Genomic DNA, 20,548 nt, shown 5'->3' with positions numbered 1-20,548 from the left:
GCACAGCCCGGGCGTGAAACGCGCGCCGCGGGAGGAAGGACGGCTGGCCGTAGGATGGTGGAGCGACAGCGATACCCATCATCCGCGGCACCGCGCCGGCCAAGGGTATCGCCTTCGGCTCCACCCGTCCGACGAGCGCGCTCAGCCGCGCGCGTCGCGGGCGGCCTGGGCGCGCTTGGTGGCCTGCGAGACGCGGCCGATGCGGGCGGGCGGCAGCACCGCCTTGCGGCGCTGGCTCGGCAGCGGGCGCATGCCGTCGCCGGCGGTCTCGCCGGCCGCGGGCCGCGGCGGGAACCAGGCGGCGCGGCGCATCTCAAGCGCCCGGCGCGCCGCCTCGGCATGGGCGGTGCGGGCCGCGAGCCGCTCCTGCCGGTCGATCTCCTTGTTCACCCGTTTCAGCGCGGCGGAGAACACCTGCTTGCGGCGCAGCGGTTGCTCGGCCGTGCCGGGAAAGCTGCCGCCGCGCGGCGCCACCTTGCCGCGCACCTCGCGGCGCTTCTGTCGCGCCAGCGTCCGCTCGCGGTCGCGCAGCTCGCGCAGCCGCAGGCGCAGGCCCTTCAGGGCGTCGAGCCCGAGATCGTAGAGGGCGGGGTGGTGGCTCTGGACGACGAGCGCGTGCGCGTCGTGAGCGAGGACGCTGCGCTCGAAGCGGCAGGGAATCGTCATGCGGGGACCTCGCGGGTTCGCCGGACCGTCCGGGCGAAGACCCTGGCACGGGCCGGCCGCCCGCGACCGGTGGCGGATCGCCGCGCCCGGCCGCACCGGTGCCCGCCCCGGCGGGAGCGGGCGGGCCGCCGGCCGTCCCGCGCGGCGCCCTCAGCGCATCTCCATCGCGGCCGGCGCGTGGGCGTGCGCGTGGACATGGCCGTGCGCGTGGCCGTGGGCGTGCGCGACCCCGACATTCTCGCCGCAGTCGGGCGAGCAGTAGTGGTGGCCGCGGGTGTCGAAGAAGACCGGCGCGGCGACCGGGGTGCCGCAGGTCCGGCAGGTGGTGTCGTGCCGATGGCGGGTGTCGTCGTGGCGCATGGCGTTCCCCTTCCCGGTTTTTCCTGAGCGCCGCGGCGACCGGAGGTGTCTCTCGACGGGAGCTTCCGGGGGTGGCGCTGCCGTCACGCGGCTGTCACGCCCCGCGACGGATTGGGCAGAATGTGCCACAATCAATAGAGCGCTACTAATTAAATTTCCTGAATAGTGGGTTCACCACGCCTTATGTTGCGCATGCGTGGCCGTCCTGTCACAGCCGCGGCGGCTCACCGGCGCCGATCCGAGGCGGCGGTCGATCGGCCGCGCCCGGCGCGGCGAGCCCGGCCGCGCGCCTCGCCGGTCGCTCAGCCCGGCGGGGGTTGCGGCGAGGGGTTGCGGAAGCACTCCCCCTTCTTCGGGTTCCAGTAGGGGCGGTCGGGCGGGCAGACGCAGTGCCGGACCGCCGGGTTCCAGCGGCGGCCGCCCGAGCAGGTCGGCGGCGGCGCCGGGGCCGGCCGATAGCAGCCGCCGCGCGCCGCGTTCCACACCGCGCCGCTGGCGCAGACGCAGCGCTGCTGCACCGGGTCCCAATGGCGCCCGCCCGTGCAGGCACGCGGCACGTCGGCGCCACCACCGATGCCGGGCGGACGCGCCGCCGCCGGCCCGGACAGACCGAGCGGCAGCGCGACGGCCGACGCCACGAGGATCGCCGCGGCGGCGATCCCGGCGCGCCGCCACATCGGCCGGCACGGCCGGCGCATCGAGAGCTTCACGGAGAGATCGGCGGCACAGCGGACGAGGGCGCGCATGGGCACCTCCTGCGGAGAGCCGCGATCGCCGCCGGTCTTGCCGCTCCGCCGGCGAACCGTGTCGCGGCGTGTCATGGTTCCGGCTCGCACCCGTGCCGGTGCGCCGCATTGACCCGGGTCAAGATCCGCCGACGGCCGCAGCGGCGCCGCGACGGCGGCGCGCCGGGTCAGCCCCCGAAGGCGGCGAGCGCGGCGGCGAGTTCGGGATGTTTGGCGGCGCGCTCCGCCACCGGCACGCCGGCCGCGATCGCGTCCCAGGCCTGGCGCAGGCTCCGCGCCCCCGCCGCCGGCCCCATCGGGTGGCCGAACACGCCGCGCCCCGGCACGAAGCCGAAATCGACGCCGCCGACCTTTGCAAAAACCCGCTCGAGCGTCGCGGCCGAGTCGCTGCCGCCCGGCACCGGCAGGCTCGGCAGGATGTCGCCCATCGGCTCCAGGCAGGCGCGGATGCAGTCCTGCACCTCGGCCTCCGGCGTCATCATGCGCGGCCCGAACCCCGGCATGATCACGGCGTCGAACCCGGCGAGGCGCTGCAGCCGCGTCAGCACCCGCGAATGGATGCCGAACCAGGGCAGCCGCGCGAACGACGCGACGAACGGGAAATGCGCGATCAGCGGCACGCTCGCATGGGCGCGCAGCATCCGCACCGCCGACAGCCCGACCGGCATGGCGTTGACCAGCACGGCGCCGGCGCCGCGCGCCACCGCGAGGTCGTGCAGCGGGATCAGCCGGTCGACCTCGTCGGTGATGTTGGCGAGATAGATCTTCGGCTCGCCGGTTTCCTCGCCCGCCTTTCGCGCGGCCTCGCCGAGGAGCGCGGCGCGCTCGCCGAGCGGACACCACGGCGCGTCGGCCAGCATCTCGTCATCCTTGGCGATGTCGAGCCCGCCCGCCATCGCCTGGTAGCCGATCTCGGCGAACGGCTCCGCCGGCAGGCCGATGTTCGGCTTGATGACGCCGAAGAAGATCGGCCGGTCGTACGCCCGCAGCAGATCACGAAGCCCCGCGATGCCGAAGCGCGGCCCCGCGAAGGCGGCCAGGAACGCCGCCGGGAAGCGGATGTCGAGGAGCCGGATCAGCGGGATTTTCGGGACGAAGAACACCCCCTCCCCGCACACGGCGGAGAGGAGATTCGGCAAGCGCGGCCCGAAGTTGCCGTGCGGATGCGCGAGCGTCACCCGCACACGGTGCACGTCGGTCGCCGGAACGCCGTCCACCGGCACGCTGAACTTTTCACGCGGTGTCGCGTCGAGGTCTACCACCTTGGCGGCGAAGCGCGGCCGAAAATCCTCGTCGACGCCGACGCGACGCCACTGCGCCGTCGACTGCTCGCTCGCCAGATGCGCGGCCGCCTCGCGCGGGTCGCCGGCGCATTCGAAGGCGAAGTCGAGCTCGAGATACGCCTCCGGATCGAGGTCCTGCCGGCGCGCGAAGAAGCCTGCGATGTCGTCCGTGTTCACTCACGCCCCCAGCACTTGCAGCTCGATCGTCCGGCGCTCGCGCGGTCCGTCGAGCTCGACGAAGAAGATCGCCTGCCAGTCGCCCAGCACCATCTGTCCGCCGGCGACCGGGATGCTCTCGGTCGAGCTCATGAACAGGCCGAGCAGGTGCGAGTGGGCGTTGTCGCGACCGTCGACCGTGTCGAGATTGTGCAAGTAGTCGCCGTCGCGCGGCACCAGGCGTTTCAGGAACGTCACCATGTCGCGCTGCAGCCGCTCCTCGCGCTCGTTGACGTTGAGGCGCGCCGTGGTGTGCAGCGTCGTCACCGTGAGCAGGCCGTCGGCGACGCCCGTCGTGGCGAGCCAGTCGCGGACCCGCGGCGTGAGGTCGATGATCTCGATCGGCGCCGTGGTGGCGACCGTGATCCTGTGCTTGACGATACGCATCGGGGCCTTCCGTGCGGCCGGGCCCGGCACGATCATCCGGGCGCAGGCCAGGACGCGGGCGCAATCCCGCGCCGCCCTCTCCTATCCCGCCGGCCGCGGCGAGGCAAACCGCACGGCGCGCCGTGGCGCGCCGGCGGCAGCGGCCGCGCAGGGCGGCCGCCCTTCGCGGCGTAGCCTCAGTGCGCCACCGCGCCGGCGGCACCGAAGCCGGTCTGGGCGCGCACGTACTGATCCTCGAACGCCGCCTTCTCGCCCGCCGCCTGCCGGCTGCGATCGAGCTTGGAGATGACGATCGTCACCAGGAAGGCGAGCGGCATCGAGAACAGGGCCGGCTGGTCGTAGGGCACGATCGGCTTGGCGAAGCCGAGCACCTGCACCCAGACGAGCTTGGACAGCACCACCAGCACGACGGCACAGACGAGCCCGGTGTAGCCGCCGATCACGGCGCCGCGCGTCGTCAGCCCTCGCCAGTACATCGACAGGATCAGCACGGGGAAGTTCGCCGAGGCGGCGATGCCGAAGGCGAGGCCGACCATGAAGGCGACGTTCATCTTCTCGAACAGGATGCCGAGCGTGATGGCGACGAGCCCGAGACCGATCGAGGCGAACCTGGAGACGCGCAGCTCCGACTGCTCGGTCGCCTTCCCCTTCATGATCACGCGAGCGTAGAGGTCGTGGCCGATCGCCGAGGCGCCGGCGAGCGCCAGGCCCGACACCACCGCCAGGATGGTGGCGAAGGCGACCGCCGCCAGGAAGCCGAGCAGCAGGTCGCCGCCGACCGCGTTGGCGAGGTGCATCACCACCATGTTGCCGCCGCCGACGATCTTGCCACCGATCTGCCCGCCCTCGAAATAGTCCGGGTTGGTGCCGACGATGACGATGGCGCAGAGCCCCATCAGGAAGATCACGTTGAAGAAGTAGCCGACGAAGCCGGACGCGTAGAGCACCGATTTGCGCGCGGCCTTGGCATCCGCCACGGTGAAGAACCGCATCAGGATGTGGGGCAGGCCGGCGGTACCGAACATTAGCCCGATGCCGAGCGACACGGCGTTGACCGGATCGGCCAGGAGCGCGCCGGGCTGGAACAGCTTGAAGCCGAGCTTGTGCAGCGACGTCGCCTCGTTCACCACGGTGGCGTAGCTGAAGCCGAAGCGGCTCATCGCCAGCACCATCACGAGCGTGCCGCCGACCAGCAGCATGCAGGCCTTGATGATCTGCACCCAGGTGGTGGCGACCATGCCGCCGAAGGTGACGTAGATCATCATCAGGCCGCCGACGATGAACAGCGCGTAGACGTAGTCGAGACCGAACAGCAGCTTGATCAGCTGGCCGGCGCCGACCATCTGGGCGACCAGATAGAAGCACACGACGGTGAGCGACGACACCGCCGCCATGGTGCGCACCCGGCCCTGATCGAGCCGGTAGGACGTGATGTCGGCGAACGTGTAGCGGCCCAGATTGCGCAGCCGCTCGGCCATCAGGAACAGGATGATCGGCCAGCCGACGAAGAAGGCGATCATGTAGATGTAGCCGTCGTAGCCGGTCGTGTAGACCATGGCCGTGAGGCCCAGGAGGGTCGCGGCCGACATGTAGTCGCCGGCGATCGCGAGGCCGTTCTGCAGGCCCGTGATGCCGCCGCCCGCCGTGTAAAAGTGCGCGGCCGAGCGGGTGCGCTTTGCGGCCCAGTAGGTGATGCCGAGCGTCAGGCTCACGAAGGCGACGAACATGGCGATGGCGTGCCAGTTGGTCGCCTGCTTGGCGGCGTCGCCGACCGCCGGACCGGCGGCGAGCGCCGGGCCGGCGAACAGCGCCGCGAGAACGCCGAGGGTGGCGGCCGCGCCGAAGCGCGCAGTGTTCCGGATCATGGACATGCGGATCATCGGCGCGCTCCTCCCGAAGCCTCGCGGGGCCGCTCTTGAACGACTGCGACGACCGTCTCGGCGGCGAGCGCCTCCTTGGCGGCGGCATCGCGATTCGCGGCCAGCTCGGCCGCCACCGCGTCCTGCACCACCTCGTTGGTGAGCGCGTCGTAGGTGGTGTTCGCCTTGCTCACATAGAGCGCGGTGAGCAGCCAGAAGAAGACGAACTGGAACAGCCCGGCCGCGATGCCGACCGACAGGGTCGAGCCCGGGGCGACACGGCTGCCGATCACGCCCGGCGCGAACGCGATGGTCAGCACCAGGGCGTAGAACAGCACGAGGACGATGCTCGCCAACGTCCAGGCGAGCCGGCCGCGGCTCTCGACGAGCTGGCGGAATTTCGGATTGGCGCGGATGCGCGCATAGACGGCCTCACTCATGGCGGTCCCTCCTCATGGCGTCCTCGTTGCACTCGTGACTCACGACGTTTCCCCTCCGGCCCTTGCAGGCCGCCGTCCCAGGTCGACATGCGACCCTGTGCCGATGTGCGACATCGCGGCCACGACGGGGTCGGGACCGGGCATGTCGGTTCTGGTCCGGGTGCCGCCGCCGCGACCTGATCACGTCGGCTGAGCGCGTCCGGACGATGGCTTTCGGCAGTGGGCGGAGCCGCACCGGCGGTCCGCAAGTCCGGCCGACCGGGCCGGCAGTCCAATGTATGCGTGTCGACAAGCAATGGTTGCGATCGGATCAGATCGCAGACGCACCCGCTTTGCGTTTTGTCATGAGAGGACGACGACGAAGGCAGACTTTCGCAGGGGGCGCGGCGCCGCTTGTTGCGTACACCGGCACAAGCGGACGGCAACGACCCGTCGGCGCCGTTACGCGCGCACAAAAAAACGGGCCCGCAGAGCGGGCCCGTCGGCATTGCGTCGGTGCGGACGAGATCAGAACCGCAGGGCGCGGGCCTGCTGGACGTTCTGGATCTTGCCGACCTTCTCGAGGAGATCGGCCGGAACCTCGCCGTCGACCTCGACCAGCGCGATGGCGTTGCCGCCGGGCGCATCGCGGCCGAGCGCGAAGGTCGCGATGTTGATGCCGGCCTCGCCGAGCAGCGAGGCGAAGCGGCCGATGAAGCCGGGCGCGTCGTCGTTGGTCACGTAGAGCATCGACTTGCCGAACTCGGCGTCCATCCGGATGCCCTTGATGTTGACGATGCGCGGCCGGCCGTCGGCGAACACGGTGCCCGACACGGAGCGGGTGCGCCGCTCGGTCTCGACCGTCACGGTGATCAGGCTCTCGAAGTCGCCCTCGTGCTCGCGGGTGACCTCCTCGACCACGATGCCGCGCTCCTTGGCCATCACGGGGGCCGAGACGAAGTTCACGTCCTGCAGCATCGGGCGCAGGAGGCCGGCGATCGCCGCCGAGGTCAGCGCCTTGGTGTTCATGGTCGCGACCTCGCCCTCGTAGGTGATCTGCACCTTGGTGAGGCCGGTCTCGGTGAGCTGGCCGGCGAACGAGCCGAGCTTCTCGGCCAGCTCGACCATCGGCTTCAGGCGCGGGGCTTCCTCCGCCGTGATGCTCGGGAAGTTGACCGCGTTGGAGATCGCGCCCTGGAGCAGGTAGTCGGACATCTGCTCGGCGACCTGCAGGGCGACGTTCTCCTGCGCCTCGGTGGTCGAGGCGCCGAGATGCGGCGTGCAGATCACGTTCGGATGGCCGAACAGCACGTTCGCGGTCGCCGGCTCCTCGGTGAACACGTCGAAGGCGGCGCCGGCGACGTGACCCGAATCGAGCGCGGCGCGCAGCGCCGTCTCGTCGACAAGGCCGCCGCGGGCGCAGTTGACGATGCGCACGCCCTTCTTCATCGCGGCGATCGCCTCGGCCGAGATGATGTTCTTGGTCTTCTCGGTGAGCGGCGTGTGCAGCGTGATGAAGTCGGCGCGGCGGAACAGCTCCGGCAGCTCCACCTTCTCGACGCCGAGCGTCACGGCGCGCTCCGGCGACAGGAACGGATCGAACGCGATCACCTTCATCTTTAGGCCGTGGGCGCGGTCGGCGACGATCGAGCCGATGTTGCCGCAGCCGATCACGCCGAGCGTCTTGCCGGTGATCTCGACGCCCATGAAGCGGTTCTTCTCCCACTTGCCGGCCTGGGTCGAGGCGTCGGCCTGCGGGATCTCGCGGGCGAGCGCGAGCATCATGGTGATGGCGTGCTCGGCCGTGGTGATCGAGTTGCCGAAGGGCGTGTTCATCACGATGATGCCCTTGGCGGTCGCGGCCGGGATGTCGACATTGTCGACGCCGATGCCGGCGCGGCCGATCACCTTCAGGTTCTTGGCCTGCTCGATGATCTTCGCCGTCGCCTTGGTGGCCGAGCGGATGGCGAGGCCGTCGTAGTCGCCGATGATGGCGGCGAGCTTGTCCTTGTCCTTGCCCAGCGCCGGCTGGAAGTCGACCTCGATGCCGCGATCCTTGAAGATCTGCACGGCGGCGGGAGACAGCGCGTCGGAAATGAGAACGCGAGGAGCCATGGTGAAATGTCCTTGCTCGCCCGTCATTCCGGCCGAGCGGCGGCAGCCGCGAGAGCCGGAATCCAGAGGCACGACGGGACGGTGTTTCTATGGAGCCGGATCCCGGGTTCGCGCGCCGCCGGCGCGCGCCCCGGAATGACGGCGGCTCACGCCGCCTTGGCGAGTGCCGCCTTGGTCTTGGCGAAGGCCCAGTCGAGCCAGGCGGTCAGCGCCACGACGTCGTCGCGCTCCACGGTGGCGCCGCACCAGATCCGCAGGCCGGGCGGCGCGTCGCGATAGGCGCCGAGGTCGTAGCCGACGCCCTCCTTCTCGACCGCCGAGGCGAGCGACTTCGCGAACGCCGCCTGCGCGTCGGCCGGAAGCGCCGTGATGTCCGGATCGACGACCTTCAGGCAGACCGAGGTGTTGGAGCGGATCGCCGGATCGGTGGCGAGGAAATCGACCCACGGGGTCTTGGCGACCCAGTCGGCGATCGCGCCGGCGTTGGCGTTCGCGCGGGCGAACAGCGCCTCGAGGCCGCCGATCGACACGGCCCAGTCGAGCGCGTCGAGATAATCCTCGACGCACAGCATCGACGGCGTGTTGATGGTCTCGCCCTTGAAGATGCCTTCGTTGAGCTTGCCGCCCGAGGTCATGCGGAAGATCTTCGGCAGCGGCCAGGCCGGCTTGTAGGTGACCAGGCGCTCGACCGCGCGGGGCGACAGGATCAGCATGCCGTGCGCGGCTTCGCCGCCCAGCACCTTCTGCCAGGAGAAGGTCACGACATCGAGCTTCGCCCAGTCGAGATCCTGCGCGAAGGCGGCCGAGGTCGCGTCGCAGATCGAAAGGCCGGCGCGGTCCGCGGCGATCCAGTCGCCGTTCGGCACGCGCACGCCAGACGTGGTGCCGTTCCAGGTGAAGACGACGTCGTTCGACCAGTCGACCTTCGAAAGGTCCGGGATCTCGCCGTAGCCGGCCGTCATGGTCGTGACGTTCTGTAGCTTGAGCTGCTTCGTCACGTCGGTGACCCAGCCTTCGCCGAACGACTCCCAGGCCAGCATGGTGACGGGCCGGGCGCCGAGCAGCGACCACAGCGCCATCTCGACCGCGCCGGTGTCGGAGGCGGGCACAATGCCGATGCTATAGTCGGCCGGCACCTTCAGCACGGTGCGGGTCAGCTCGATGGCGCGCTCGAGCTTCGCCTTGCCGATCTTGGCACGGTGCGAGCGGCCGAGCGGCGCGTCTGCCAGATTTTGGAGGGACCAGCCGGGGCGCTTGGCGCAGGGGCCGGACGAGAAATTGGGCACGCGCGGACGCGCGGCGGGAGCGTCTGTCATGATCACTATCCTTTCAGATAGGCGCCCCTCGGTGGGGAGGGGTGTCCCGCGGGCCGGCATATGAGAGCGGGCGGCCCGAGTCAACCCTCGGTCGGCAACCTCACGGTGTTTTTTGAGGCGCCTGCCGACGACGACCACGCGCAACGCAGCGCCGCGCCGACCGGCGCGGCGCACGACGCTGAGGATTGCGCAGGACTGGACGGGGATCTGCGAGACCCGCGACGATTCGGCCGTCCGAGACGTTCAGAACTTGGCGCCGATGGCGCCGCGCGCCGTGCTGATGTTGATGTCGATGCCGGCGACCGAGTTGAACTGCACCCACTCCCACTCGGCGCGAAGGAAGACGTTCTGGGTGAGGGCGACGTCGACGCCGAGACCCGCCGTCCAGCCGTAGATGAACTGGCCGGGCTTGCTCTCCCCTTGCGAGCCGGGGGACAGCGTGTAGACGTCGCGCACCGGCGTCTGAACGACGGTGCCGCCCGGAAGGGTCGTATCCACGGTATAGTCGTCGTAGCGCGTGCCGCTGATCGACGCGGAGCGGCTGATGTCGGCGCGACCGACGGCGACGCCGACGAAGGCGTAGGGCATCCACGGCCCGGCGGCCCACGCGCCCCGCCCCCGGAACGTGGCGATGTCGGTCACGGTGGCCGAAGCCGTCGCACCGGCGGTGACGTTGTAGGTGTAGGTGTGGCCGCTCGGCGGATTGCTGCCGGTCGGATTGATGATGGAGCGCGCCAGCCCGCCTCCCGAGGAGACCGACAGCGAGGTTCGGCTGTAGTTCGCCTCGATGCCGAGCACCGCGTCGTCCCACTGGAAATTATAACCGATGAACCCGCCATAGGATGCGCCCGGAGCACTCCCCTTGCCGAGAATTTCCCAGCTGGAGACCGGCGCCTCGAGCACGCTGTTCCGCAGGATGGAGCCGACCAGCGGCGACCCGGCCTTGCCGAAATCGAAACCGCCCGACGCGTACCCGCCCTGCCCGCCGATGTAGACGCCTTCCCAGCGGAAATAGACAGGCTCGCTCGGCATCAGGCCCTGGGAGCCGCGCAGCACCGGCATGTCGGCGGCGAACGCGGTGGTGCCGAGGGCGGCGAGGAGGAGGCCGCACAGGCCGACGCTACGCATGGGACTGACCCTCTGATCCGGACGGTCGCAACGCTCGCGACCATGGCGATCATCGGGCATTAACCTTAATGTCGGGTTACCCGCGATGCGCGAAACCGGACGAATTCGTTAAAGTAATGTAGCCGACGATTAAAGACAGTCCTTAACAAAATGAAAACGGCGCGGAGAAACGCTCCGCGCCGTTTGTCTTCGCCGGTCCGGTACGCGAGACCTTTTTCCGGTCCGGCGGAAGCTCGTTCCTGTCTCTCGGTCGCGTTCAGCCCTTGCGCATCAGCGGCGGCTGGTAGACCGGCTCGGGCGCGGAGAGCATCCAGCGCATGCCGACCTTCAGGTCGTGCGACGTGATCGTCTTGAAGTCGACCGGGTTGTTGTAGAAGTTGCCGCCCGTGTAGTCGACGAGATCGCCGGACGCGGCGTCACCCAGATTCAGGTAGCGGTACGCGACCTCGAGCGTGAGGCCGGGCGTCACCTTGTAGGCGAGACCCGCGTGCAGGGCCCAGGCGAAGTTCCACTTGCCGGTGTCCGCACCGAAGGCCATGCCGGGGCCCGTCACGTAGCCACCGGCCGCCGGCAGGTAGTAGTTGGAGATCGACGAATCGACCATGTTGCTGATGCGGTTGTACGATCCGCCGATGCCCGCGCCGATGAACGGGGTCACGCACCACCAGGTGCCGAGATCCACGTAGGCGTTGGCCATCACCAGCCATTCCGACTTGCTGGCGGTGAAGTTGTTGGCGGTCCAGCCGGGTTGGCCGTAGGCCGAGAAGTTCTGGACGTCCGCGCCGTGGAAGTTCGCGTTGGCGCGGTACTCGCCGATCAGGTCGGCGCGCAGCCAGCTGTTGAACTGATAACCGACGCCGAGACCGAAGAACGGAGCAGCGTCGAAGCTCTTGCTCTTGTTGACGACCGAGGTCACCTGCGGCTGATGGTACAGCAGGTTGTCGATCTCCTTGACCTGCTGATTGCTGAACCCGATGTCGCCGCGCAGGTACCAGCCCGAATAGTCCTGGACCACCGGCACCGGGGGCGGGGCGAGGGGGAGATCGGCGGCGCCCGCTGCATTCAGGGTGAGAAGCACGGCCGACCCCGCGACTGCTAACAACTTCACGCTTGCCATGACATCGTCCTTCCGTGTGGCAGGGCGCGAGGGACGCGCGACCCGACTGATCACTCACTGGCAAGGCGATGATGGCAACCAAGGGTTAAAGGGGACTTAACCCTAAAACTTAACCCTAACGCTGACTTCCCCTTTATGGTTTACGGCGCGTTAACGACGGTAATTTACCCGACGTATTGACGGAGTGTTAACGCGAGGTCGGCCCGGCGCCGATGGCGCCACCGGATCGACCGGCGGCGCCCACGATCCGCAGCGCGGAAGCGGTGCCGTGCGCGAACGCGGTGCCGTGAGCAGGCGCTCAGGCGCTCCGGGGCGCAGTGTCACTCATTGTCGTGGAAGTCGTCTGCGCCACGAGACGTCGCCCTTGGATCCCGCCGGGTCGCGTTGCGACCCGCCCGGGACACGAATGGCGAGCTCGGTCGGTCGGGCTCAGCCCGCCGAGACTTCGGTGATGGCGCCGACGATGTCGTCGACCACGGCCTCGATCAGCTCGGCGTCGTCGCCTTCGCCGGTGACGCGGATCACCGGCTCGGTGCCGGAGGGCCGCACGATCAGCCGGCCGTGGCCGTTGAGCCGCGTCTCGGCATCGGCGATGGCGCCCTTGACCTTCTCGTGCTCGGTCGGACGCCCAGCCGTGCCCTTGGCGTAGCGAACGTTCTTGGTGACCTGCGGCAGCGGCTCGAAGCGCCGGCACACCGCCGACATCGGCTGGTCGAGCTTCTTGACGCAGGCGAGGACCTGCAGGGCGGCGACGAATCCGTCGCCGGTCGTCGCGTAGTCGGACAGGATGATGTGGCCGGACGGCTCGCCGCCGAGATTGTAGCCCTGCTCGCGCATCTGCTCGAGCACGTAGCGGTCGCCGACCGCGGTTCGCACCAGCGACAGACCCTTGCCGGCGAGATGGCGCTCGAGCCCGAGATTGCTCATCACCGTGGCGACGATGCCGGGCTTGGAGAGGCGGCCGTCCTCCAGCCAGCTCTCGGCGATCACGGCGAGAAGCTGGTCGCCGTCGATCAGATGGCCCTGCTCGTCCACCATCACGACGCGGTCGGCGTCGCCGTCGAGCGCGATGCCGACGTCGGCGCGCAGCTCGCGCACTTTCGCGCGCAAGGCCTGAGGAGACGTGGATCCGCATTCGCGGTTGATGTTGAGGCCGTCGGGATCGACGCCGATCGAGATCACCTCGGCGCCGAGCTCCCACAGCGCCTCCGGCACCACCCGGTAGGCCGCCCCGTTGGCGCAGTCGACGACGACGCGCAGGCCGTCGAGCGACATGGCGCGCGGCAGCGTGCGCTTGGCGAACTCGATGTAGCGATCGTGCACGCCCTCGATGCGCTTGGCGCGGCCGAGCGCCGCCGACTTGGCGAACTTCTTCGTGAGATCGGCGTCGATCATCGCCTCGATCTCGAGCTCGTCGGCGTCGGAGAGCTTGAACCCGTCCGGGCCGAACAGCTTGATGCCGTTGTCGTCGAACGGGTTGTGCGAGGCCGAGATCATCACGCCGAGATCGGCCCGCATCGAGCGCGTCAGCATGGCGACGGCCGGGGTCGGCATCGGGCCGAGCAGGAGCACGTCGAAGCCGACCGAGGTGAAGCCCGCCACCATGGCGGTCTCGATCATGTAGCCGGAGAGGCGCGTATCCTTGCCGATGACGACGCGATGGCGGTGCTCGCCGCGCCGGAAGACGAGGCCGGTCGCCTGCCCCACCCGCAACGCCAGGTCCGCCGTGATGACGCCGTTGGCGCGCCCGCGGATTCCGTCGGTGCCGAAATATTTCCGAGCCATGTGCCCCCTCGGTCGCAAAATCGTGCGGCCGCGCGGAACACGCGCGGCCGGGTCGGGCGCATATTAGGGCTTCGGACCCGGCCGCGCTTTAAGAAAATTATCTTATCGTGAACGGGCTAGCACGCCCTGGACCATGCGGGTGATGGGCATCGCGGCGCCGGCGGTCCGGCGCGAGCGGGGGAGCCAGCGTGAGTCCACGTCGGACGTCGTGACTCCGGGTCCCGGTTCGCATCGCTTCGCGACGCGCCGGGACACGAGGTTCTCAGTCGGAATCCTTGTCCTGGGGGCTCGGCGCCGGCTGGGCGATCGACACCGGGTCGGAGCCCGGAAAGCTCTCCTCCAGCGCCTCGTCGAGCTTCTTGTCCATCGCCTCCTTGGACGTGCCGGGCGGCGGATCCTCGCGCCGCTCCGGATCGGCGACGTGCTTCTTCTTGGCGTCGGACATCGGGGTCTCCATGGACAAGGCGCGCGACGGTGGCGCGAAAGGACGGCCCGCAGGTGCGCCCGCAGGCTCGGCATCGGGACGACAACGCCGGGCCGCCCGCATGGTTTCATGGTGCGGTGCGACCGCTCAGGCGTCGCCGACCAGGATCACGTGCAGGCGGCGCGGGCCGTGGGCGCCGAGGATCAGGGTCTGCTCGATGTCGGCGGTGCGCGACGGCCCGGTGACGAGGTGCACGCTGCGCGGCAGGCCGCCGGGCCATCCCCCTGCCCCGCCGCGGGTCTCCCGCAGCCCGGCCAGCACGGTCTCGAGATCGCCCGCGACGGTCGCGGCATCGACCACCACGAGATGATGGTCCGGCAAGAAGTTCAGCGTGGTCGGGTTGTCGGGACCGGACAGCAGCACCAGCGTGCCGGTCTCGGCGACCGCCGCGTGCGCGTGCGACACGCCGACGAGATCGTCGCCCGCCGAGGCGCCGACCGCGACGGCGAGGTCCGGCACGGCCGCCCAGGGCAACGCCGCGAGCCGCGCATCGGCGCCGTGGCGGATCGCCCGCGGCAGATCGTTGGCACCGAGATAGTCGGCCACGGCGGCCGGCACCGCCTCGGCGCGGACCACCCGCACCACCGTTCCGGCGGCGAGATCGACGCGCTTCTGGAACAGCGCGAGGCGCGCCGCCGGCAGAAGCTGCCCGCGTGCCGGGATGACGCCACGCGGATGGTCGGCGAGCCGGTCGGCGACGATCTTCCGGCGCGACGGCTCCTCGCCGGTGACGCCGAGCGCGCGGCGGATGCCGCCGAGGACGTGATCACGTCCGCTCACGGCCGCGCCTCCGGTCCGGCGGCGACGATGCGCGGTCGCGGCCGGCCGGAGGCCGGCTCTGCCGGCGCAGTCTCGGCGACTCGCGGCTCGGCTACTCGCGGCTCGGCGACGTGCGGCTCGCTGCCGCGACCGTGCGGATTGCCGGACGGCACCGTGCGGAGCCGATCGGGCCGCCGCGTGCCGCGCACCCGCCACTGCTGCTGAAAGGTTGCGCCCTGCGGCGCCGCGATGTCGCGCGTCGCCGTGAAGCCGCCGGCGAGCGGCAGCCAGCTGAAGTGTCCCCGGGTGCGGCCGAGCCGCGCGAGAAGTCGCGTTCCGAGCCCCGTGGTGACGCGGTAGAGCCACGGGCGCGCGGCGAAGAAGCCCCACAGCGCGAGGCCGGCGCGCGACACCGATGCGGGCGAGCGCGCAAACTCGCGATCGCGCCAGTAGCGCATCAGCCGCGGCAGCGGAATCTTGACCGGGCACACCTGCTCGCATCGGCCGCAGAAGGTCGAGGCGTTCGGCAGATCGCCGGCGCGGTCGACGCCGAGCAGGCTCGGCGTCAGCACGGCGCCCATCGGCCCCGGATAGACGAAGCCGTAGGCGTGGCCGCCGACCGCGTGATAGACCGGGCAGTGGTTCATGCAGGCGCCGCAGCGGATGCAGCGGAGCATGTCGCGGAACTCGCCGGCCAGCATGGCGGAGCGGCCGTTGTCGAGCACGACGACGTGATACGCGTGGGGCCCGTCGGGATCGTCGGCGCGACGCGGACCGGTCGTGATGGTGGTGTAGACCGACATTTCCTGCGCGGTCGCCGAGCGCGCCAGCACGCGCAGGAGCTGCGCGAGATCCTCCATGGTCGGGATCACCTTCTCGATCGAGGCGAGCACGATATGGACGCGCGGCAGCGTGCAGGTGAGGTCGCCGTTGCCCTCGTTGGTGACGATCACGGACGAGCCCGTCTCGGCGATCAGGAAGTTGGCGCCGGTGATGCCCACATCGGCGGCCAGGAACTTCTTGCGCAGCGTCGCGCGGGCTTCGGTCAGAAGCGACTGCGCCGTGCTCAGATCCCGATCCTTCGGCAGATCGGTATGGACGCGGCGGAAATCGTCGGCGATCTGATGCCGGTTGAGATGCACGGCCGGCATGATGATGTGCGACGGCAGCTCGTCGCGGATCTGGACGATGTACTCGCCGAGATCGGTCTCCACCGGCACGATGCCGTTGGCGACGAGATGCTCGTTGACGCCCATCTCCTCGCCGACCATCGACTTGCCCTTGGTGACGGTGCGGGCGCCGGCGTCGCGGCAGATCTTCAGCACGATGTCGTTGGCGTCGGCGGCGGTCGCGGCCCAGTGCACGGTGCCGCCCTGCGCGGTGACGCGCTCCTCCCAGGCGGTCAGATAGAGATCGAGATGGGCGAGCGTGTGGGCCTTGATGTCGCGCGCGGAGTCGCGCAGCGCATCGAACTCGGGCAGCGCCTCGACGACGGTGCGGCGGCGCGCCGGGAAGTTGGTCTCGACGAAGCCGAGTGACCCCTGCAAATCCGCGTCGGCGAGCGCCTCGCGGGCGTTCGCGACGAATTTTTCGGACGTCGCGACGCGGCTCATCGGGCGACCTCGTGATCACGTCCCGTCATTCCGGACGCCTCGCGCCGCGAAGCGATCCGGAATCCAGCGCAGGGCTGGGTGCGCGTGGTTGGATTCCGGGTTCGCCGCGGAGCCTGTGCCCGGACGGCGCATGGCGCCGATCCGGGTGCGGCGCCCCGGAATGACCGGAAAGCGATAGCGACGCGGCTCACGGCTTCGCCTCCGTCGGCGATGGAAGAACCGGCGCGGCGGCGCCGATCGCCGGCGCGTCGACCTCGCCGGCCAGCACCTCGGCGACGTGACGGACGCTGACGCCGCGGCCGTCGCGCGACAGCTTGCCGGCGATGTTGAGAAGGCAGCCGAGATCGCCGGCGAGCAGCAGATCGGCGCCGGTCGCCGTCACGGCGTCGGCCTTCTTGCCGACCATGCGATCCGAGATCTCCGGATACTTGACGCAGAAGGTGCCGCCGAAGCCGCAGCAGACCTCGGTGTCGGACAGCTCGATCAGATCGAGCCCCTCGACGCTCGCCAGGAGCTTTCGCGGCTGCAGCCTGACGCCGAGCTCGCGCAGGCTGGAGCACGAGTCGTGATAGGTGGCGCGGCCGGTAAAGCGCACGGGGACCCGCGACACGCCGCAGACGTCGACCAGAAACTGGGTGAGCTCGAAGGTCTTCGCGGCGACCGCGTCGGCGCGCGGCTGCCAGGCGGGATCGCCCTGGAAGATCTCCGGGTAGTGCAGCCGCACCTGTCCGGCGCAGGAGCCGGACGGGACCACCACATAGTCGAACGGCTCGAACGCCGTGATCACCTGCTCGGCGAGCTTTCGCGCCGTCGCGCGATCACCTGAATTGAACGCGGGCTGGCCGCAGCAGGTCTGCGCCGGCACCTCGACCGTGCAGCCCGCGTCGTCGAGCAGCCGCGCCGCCGCGAAACCGACCGAGGGACGCACCAGATCGACCAGGCAGGTGACCAGAAGGCCGACACGCTTCGATGCGGCCATGCTGCCGAGCTCCTCGCAGCGCGATGGATGGGACGGCAGGATGGCGGAAAGGATCTTTGGGCGCAACCCTGGCCCGCTGCCGCGGACCGGCCGACCGCCCGCATGGTGTCACGGTATCCCGCAAGAAGCGGAACGGCATGCGAGACCGTCGAGTCCCGGCCTCTGGGATGTCGCGCGAGGGTCCATCCGGGCGTCGCGCGCCGAGCAGCGCCTCGTCGCCCTACCCGGCCCCGCCGGCGGCCTTGGCGGCCGGGGTCGCGGCGGCGATCAGATCCGCCTCGACCAGCTTGCGCAGCTCGGGCGTCACCTCCGGCGTCACGCCGAACCACAAGGCGAAGCCGCGCACCGCTTGGTGCAGCAGCATGCCGAGGCCGTCGGCGCGGCGCAGGCCGCGCTCGCGCGCCGCGGCGAGCAGCGCGGTCTCCAGCGGCGCGTAGACGAGATCGGCGACCACGGCGTTGGCCGGCAGCCGACCAAGGCCGATCTCCAGCGCCGGCTGGCCGACCATGCCGAGCGTCGTGGTGTTGACGAGAAGTTGCGTCGCGCCGAACAGGCCACGCGCCTCGTCCCAGTGGATCGGCCGCACCGCCGGGCCGAAGCGGCGCCCCAGCTCCTCGGCCCGCGCCACGGTGCGGTTCGCGACGTAGATGCGCGGCACGCCGCGGTCGACGAGGCCGTAGACCACGGCCCGGGCGGAGCCGCCCGCGCCGAGCACCAGCGCGGTCTCGAGCCCGCGGTCCCATTTCGGCGCCGCGGCGTCGAGATTGGCGATGAAGCCCTCGGCGTCGGTGTTGGTGGCGCGCAGCTTGGTCCCGTCGAGCCACAGCGTGTTGGCGGCGCCGATCTTCTTGGCGCGCTCGTCGGGCGTCGCGAGCGTCAGCGCCGCCTCCTTGTGAGGCAGCGTGACATTGGCGCCGACATAGCCGCGGCCGGCCAGATCCTTCACGAAGGCCGCGAAGTCCTCGGGCGGCACGGCCTCGACCCGATAGTCGCCGGCGATGCCGTAGACCGACAGCCAGTGGCGGTGGATGAGGGGCGAGCGCGAATGCGCCGCGGGCCAGCCGATGACGCAGGCGGCCCGCATGCCGGATACTGAATCCGTCATGGTTCGTCGATGACCTCGTTACGCAGAACGCCGATCTCCGGCACGGCGACCTCGACGATGTCGCCCGGCTCGAGCCAGCGCGGGGGTTCGAAGCGTGCGCCCGCTCCGACAGGCGTGCCGGTGACGATCACGTCACCCGGCACCAGCGTCGTGAACACGCTGGCATAGGCGATCAGCTCGGCGAAGCCGAAGATCATCGACGCCGTGGTGGCGTCCTGGCGCATCTCGCCGTTGACCCGGGTGGTGAGCCGCATCGGCACGGTCGGATCGATCTCGTCGGCCGTGACGATCCACGGCCCGAGACTGCCGGACGAATCGAAGTTCTTGCCGGGCGTGATGTTGCGCGAGCCGTGGCGGAGCCAGTCGCGCACCGTGCCCTCGTTGCACAGCGTGTAGCCGGCGACATGCGAGAGCGCCTCCGCGAGCGGGATGCGGCGGCCGCGCTTGCCGATCACGAGCGCGATCTCGCCCTCGTAGTCGAGCTGCTCGGACTCGCGCGGCCGCACCAGCGGCTGCAGGTGTCCGGTGAGCGAACCGGGCGCGCGGAAGAACAGATTGGGGTGCTTCGTGTCGTGCGCCGGATCCTGGTACTCGTCCGAGCGCCCGGCATAGTTCACTCCGACGCAGAGGATCTTCTCCGGCCCGACCACGGGCGGCAGGAAGCGTACCTCGCTCAGCGGGTAGTCGGGGCGCACCCCGGCGGCGCCGGCGCGCAGCTCGTCGAGCGCGCCCTGGCGCAGCACGTCGAGCAGCGTCGGGAAGCGCGGCCCCATGCGAAGCCGCATGTCGACCACCCCGGTCCCGACGACCGCCCCGAACCCGGAGCGGCCGTGGGTGATATAGCTCGCCAGGCGCATGGCCCCGTCCCCCGAATCTCGGACCGCACACAACACCTGTCGCCGGTCCGGCGCAAGGCGGCGCGGTCCCGCAGCCCCCGGGATATCCCCGGCCGGCGCATCGCGCGGCCCGGGCCGGATCCGGCTCCGTGCGAGCCAACCCCTTCGAAAAATTGCGCGATCGGGTTATGACCAGGGGGCAATACCGCCCACCCCGAGCCCGATCCGGACCGCATGAAAGCCCTGTTCATCGACTGCAACCAGCAGCTCGCCCCCGTGTTCGCCCGCGTTCATCGGCCCGACGACCCGCCGATCGCCGTCAACATGGCGCCGTTCGGCGCCGCCGACCTGCCCAGGCTGCTCGACGGCTGTGCCATCTGCCTCGACGACCACTCCTACATGCCGACGGCCGAGATCGCCCGCTGCAAGGACCTCCGCCACATCGTGTTCCTGGGCACGGGTGCGGCGAGCTACATGAACATCGCCGAGCTGAAGGACCTCGGCGTCACGGTGCACACGATCAAGGGCTACGGCGACACGGCGGTCGCCGAGCACACGATCGCGCTGATGTTCGCCTGCGCCCGCTCGGTCGCGATGATGGACCGCAGCGTGCGGGCCGGCACCTGGACGCCGCTCGAAGGCATGCAGCTCCTCGGCAAGACACTCGGCGTCGTCGGGCTCGGCGGCATCGGCGGCGAGGTCGCCCGCATCGCGGCCGGCATCGGCATGAAGGTGATCGCCTGGAACCGAACGCCGCGGCCGGAGGCCGGCGTGCCGCAGGTCGGGCTCGACGAGCTGTTGGCCATGTCCGACGTGGTGTCGCTGAACCTGGTGCTCAACGACGAGACCCGCGGCCTCGTCGACGCGAAGAAGCTCGCGCTGATGAAGCCCGGCGCCATCCTGGTCAACACGGCGCGCGGCGCCCTGGTCGACGAGGCGGCGCTGATCGACGCGCTGCAGAACCGCCGCATCCGCCACGCCGGCCTCGACGTGTTCCACGCCGAGCCGCTGAAGGCCGACCATCCGCTGGCGAGCCTCGACAACGTGACGATCACGGCGCACGCCGCCTTCCGCACCGCCGAGGCCTCCGAGACCCTGCTCCGCCGCGCGATCGACATCGTGCGCAAGATCACGGGGTGAGGCGGCACGCCAGCGCGAGACGAGGCGGCGCTCGAGTCCTTCTCCCCGCGGGCGGGCTACCGCGACGCCGCGGGCGCCGAGATCCTTCTCCCCGCGCGCGGGGAGAAGGTGGCTCGCCGCGCAGCGGCGAGTCGGATGAGGGGGCGCTTCCGTAAAGCTCAGACTCGCGGCGACGCCCCCTCACCCGACATTCGCGCTCGACGCGCGAATGTCGACCTCTCCCCGCACACGGGGA

General features: G+C 70.3%; 19 protein-coding genes. 1 reads left to right on the top strand and 18 read right to left on the bottom strand.

All coding sequences use genetic code 11. The features are described from left to right. Positions 1 to 141 precede the first annotated feature (141 nt). The 18 genes from CCR97_RS13145 to CCR97_RS13060 form a co-directional block, all read right to left on the bottom strand. Positions 142 to 666, bottom strand: a complete 525-nt coding sequence (locus tag CCR97_RS13145; protein WP_201159549.1) for a hypothetical protein — start codon at positions 664 to 666, stop codon at positions 142 to 144. 150 nt (positions 667 to 816) lie between these two features. Then, positions 817 to 1,026 (bottom strand): hypothetical protein, encoded by a 210-nt coding sequence (locus CCR97_RS13140; RefSeq protein ID WP_111360770.1) that lies wholly within the window; start codon positions 1,024 to 1,026, stop codon positions 817 to 819. 302 nt (positions 1,027 to 1,328) lie between these two features. Next, positions 1,329 to 1,772 (bottom strand): hypothetical protein, encoded by a 444-nt coding sequence (locus CCR97_RS13135; RefSeq protein WP_201159548.1) that lies wholly within the window; start codon positions 1,770 to 1,772, stop codon positions 1,329 to 1,331. Positions 1,773 to 1,939: 167 nt separating this feature from the next. Continuing rightward, a complete protein-coding gene (locus CCR97_RS13130; protein WP_111360574.1) occupies positions 1,940 to 3,232 on the bottom strand; it encodes a RuBisCO large subunit C-terminal-like domain-containing protein in 1,293 nt (430 codons plus the stop codon). Further along, positions 3,233 to 3,658, bottom strand: a complete 426-nt coding sequence (locus tag CCR97_RS13125) for a secondary thiamine-phosphate synthase enzyme YjbQ (protein ID WP_111360575.1) — start codon at positions 3,656 to 3,658, stop codon at positions 3,233 to 3,235. It lies immediately after the preceding gene. 176 nt (positions 3,659 to 3,834) lie between these two features. After that, positions 3,835 to 5,523, bottom strand: a complete 1,689-nt coding sequence (locus CCR97_RS13120) for a cation acetate symporter (RefSeq protein ID WP_111359827.1) — start codon at positions 5,521 to 5,523, stop codon at positions 3,835 to 3,837. A gap of 11 nt (positions 5,524 to 5,534) precedes the next feature. Further along, a complete protein-coding gene (locus tag CCR97_RS13115) occupies positions 5,535 to 5,957 on the bottom strand; it encodes a DUF485 domain-containing protein (RefSeq protein WP_111359825.1) in 423 nt (140 codons plus the stop codon). A 507-nt stretch (positions 5,958 to 6,464) separates the two neighbouring features. Further along, complete coding sequence (gene serA / locus CCR97_RS13110) at positions 6,465 to 8,051, bottom strand: phosphoglycerate dehydrogenase (RefSeq protein WP_111359826.1); 1,587 nt, start codon at positions 8,049 to 8,051, stop codon at positions 6,465 to 6,467. A gap of 146 nt (positions 8,052 to 8,197) precedes the next feature. Continuing rightward, positions 8,198 to 9,367 (bottom strand): phosphoserine transaminase, encoded by a 1,170-nt coding sequence (locus CCR97_RS13105; RefSeq protein ID WP_111360676.1) that lies wholly within the window; start codon positions 9,365 to 9,367, stop codon positions 8,198 to 8,200. A 243-nt stretch (positions 9,368 to 9,610) separates the two neighbouring features. Beyond that, positions 9,611 to 10,495: an outer membrane protein gene (locus CCR97_RS13100; RefSeq protein ID WP_170146014.1), complete on the bottom strand. Its 885-nt coding sequence runs from the start codon at positions 10,493 to 10,495 to the stop codon at positions 9,611 to 9,613. 256 nt (positions 10,496 to 10,751) lie between these two features. Continuing rightward, a complete protein-coding gene (locus tag CCR97_RS13095) occupies positions 10,752 to 11,612 on the bottom strand; it encodes an outer membrane protein (RefSeq protein ID WP_111359574.1) in 861 nt (286 codons plus the stop codon). Positions 11,613 to 12,041: 429 nt separating this feature from the next. Then, complete coding sequence (gene glmM / locus CCR97_RS13090) at positions 12,042 to 13,397, bottom strand: phosphoglucosamine mutase (RefSeq protein ID WP_111359575.1); 1,356 nt, start codon at positions 13,395 to 13,397, stop codon at positions 12,042 to 12,044. A gap of 262 nt (positions 13,398 to 13,659) precedes the next feature. Continuing rightward, entirely contained in the window at positions 13,660 to 13,842 is a 183-nt protein-coding gene (locus tag CCR97_RS13085) for a hypothetical protein (RefSeq protein ID WP_170146013.1), read from the bottom strand. A gap of 126 nt (positions 13,843 to 13,968) precedes the next feature. After that, positions 13,969 to 14,661: a LutC/YkgG family protein gene (locus CCR97_RS13080; RefSeq protein ID WP_170146015.1), complete on the bottom strand. Its 693-nt coding sequence runs from the start codon at positions 14,659 to 14,661 to the stop codon at positions 13,969 to 13,971. Continuing rightward, the gene (locus CCR97_RS13075; RefSeq protein ID WP_201159547.1) at positions 14,658 to 16,253 is read right to left on the bottom strand and encodes a lactate utilization protein B; all 1,596 of its coding nucleotides are present in this window, start codon (positions 16,251 to 16,253) and stop codon (positions 14,658 to 14,660) included. The genes CCR97_RS13080 and CCR97_RS13075 overlap by 4 nt, the downstream gene beginning before the upstream one ends. 187 nt (positions 16,254 to 16,440) lie before the next feature. Continuing rightward, a complete protein-coding gene (locus CCR97_RS13070; protein WP_111359415.1) occupies positions 16,441 to 17,232 on the bottom strand; it encodes a (Fe-S)-binding protein in 792 nt (263 codons plus the stop codon). A gap of 220 nt (positions 17,233 to 17,452) precedes the next feature. Beyond that, entirely contained in the window at positions 17,453 to 18,337 is an 885-nt protein-coding gene (locus tag CCR97_RS13065) for a shikimate dehydrogenase (RefSeq protein ID WP_111359416.1), read from the bottom strand. Then, positions 18,334 to 19,194: a fumarylacetoacetate hydrolase family protein gene (locus tag CCR97_RS13060; RefSeq protein WP_111359417.1), complete on the bottom strand. Its 861-nt coding sequence runs from the start codon at positions 19,192 to 19,194 to the stop codon at positions 18,334 to 18,336. Before CCR97_RS13060 ends, CCR97_RS13065 begins: the two co-directional genes overlap by 4 nt. A gap of 213 nt (positions 19,195 to 19,407) precedes the next feature. Here CCR97_RS13060 and CCR97_RS13055 point away from each other — a divergent pair, with 213 nt between their 5' ends. Then, entirely contained in the window at positions 19,408 to 20,313 is a 906-nt protein-coding gene (locus tag CCR97_RS13055) for an NAD(P)-dependent oxidoreductase (RefSeq protein ID WP_111359418.1), read from the top strand. The last annotated feature ends 235 nt before the right edge of the window (positions 20,314 to 20,548 follow it).

The organism is Rhodoplanes elegans, assembly GCF_016653355.1.
In the GTDB taxonomy this organism is placed as follows: domain Bacteria; phylum Pseudomonadota; class Alphaproteobacteria; order Rhizobiales; family Xanthobacteraceae; genus Rhodoplanes; species Rhodoplanes elegans.
Note: the sequence above shows the minus strand (reverse complement) of the source record. Positions and strands in the feature narration are given on the sequence as shown.

What these genes read in the sequence shown, in the direction of transcription:
- CCR97_RS13145 (WP_201159549.1), bottom strand. Translation starts at nt 666, where the DNA reads ATGACGATTCCCTGCCGCTTCGAGCGCAGCGTCCTCGCTCACGACGCG.
- CCR97_RS13140 (WP_111360770.1), bottom strand. Translation starts at nt 1,026, where the DNA reads ATGCGCCACGACGACACCCGCCATCGGCACGACACCACCTGCCGGACC.
- CCR97_RS13135 (WP_201159548.1), bottom strand. Translation starts at nt 1,772, where the DNA reads ATGCGCGCCCTCGTCCGCTGTGCCGCCGATCTCTCCGTGAAGCTCTCG.
- CCR97_RS13125 (WP_111360575.1), bottom strand. Translation starts at nt 3,658, where the DNA reads ATGCGTATCGTCAAGCACAGGATCACGGTCGCCACCACGGCGCCGATC.
- CCR97_RS13120 (WP_111359827.1), bottom strand. Translation starts at nt 5,523, where the DNA reads ATGATCCGGAACACTGCGCGCTTCGGCGCGGCCGCCACCCTCGGCGTT.
- CCR97_RS13115 (WP_111359825.1), bottom strand. Translation starts at nt 5,957, where the DNA reads ATGAGTGAGGCCGTCTATGCGCGCATCCGCGCCAATCCGAAATTCCGC.
- serA (WP_111359826.1), bottom strand. Translation starts at nt 8,051, where the DNA reads ATGGCTCCTCGCGTTCTCATTTCCGACGCGCTGTCTCCCGCCGCCGTG.
- CCR97_RS13105 (WP_111360676.1), bottom strand. Translation starts at nt 9,367, where the DNA reads ATGACAGACGCTCCCGCCGCGCGTCCGCGCGTGCCCAATTTCTCGTCC.
- CCR97_RS13100 (WP_170146014.1), bottom strand. Translation starts at nt 10,495, where the DNA reads ATGCGTAGCGTCGGCCTGTGCGGCCTCCTCCTCGCCGCCCTCGGCACC.
- CCR97_RS13095 (WP_111359574.1), bottom strand. Translation starts at nt 11,612, where the DNA reads ATGGCAAGCGTGAAGTTGTTAGCAGTCGCGGGGTCGGCCGTGCTTCTC.
- glmM (WP_111359575.1), bottom strand. Translation starts at nt 13,397, where the DNA reads ATGGCTCGGAAATATTTCGGCACCGACGGAATCCGCGGGCGCGCCAAC.
- CCR97_RS13085 (WP_170146013.1), bottom strand. Translation starts at nt 13,842, where the DNA reads ATGTCCGACGCCAAGAAGAAGCACGTCGCCGATCCGGAGCGGCGCGAG.
- CCR97_RS13075 (WP_201159547.1), bottom strand. Translation starts at nt 16,253, where the DNA reads ATGAGCCGCGTCGCGACGTCCGAAAAATTCGTCGCGAACGCCCGCGAG.
- CCR97_RS13070 (WP_111359415.1), bottom strand. Translation starts at nt 17,232, where the DNA reads ATGGCCGCATCGAAGCGTGTCGGCCTTCTGGTCACCTGCCTGGTCGAT.
- CCR97_RS13065 (WP_111359416.1), bottom strand. Translation starts at nt 18,337, where the DNA reads ATGACGGATTCAGTATCCGGCATGCGGGCCGCCTGCGTCATCGGCTGG.
- CCR97_RS13060 (WP_111359417.1), bottom strand. Translation starts at nt 19,194, where the DNA reads ATGCGCCTGGCGAGCTATATCACCCACGGCCGCTCCGGGTTCGGGGCG.
- CCR97_RS13055 (WP_111359418.1), top strand. Translation starts at nt 19,408, where the DNA reads ATGAAAGCCCTGTTCATCGACTGCAACCAGCAGCTCGCCCCCGTGTTC.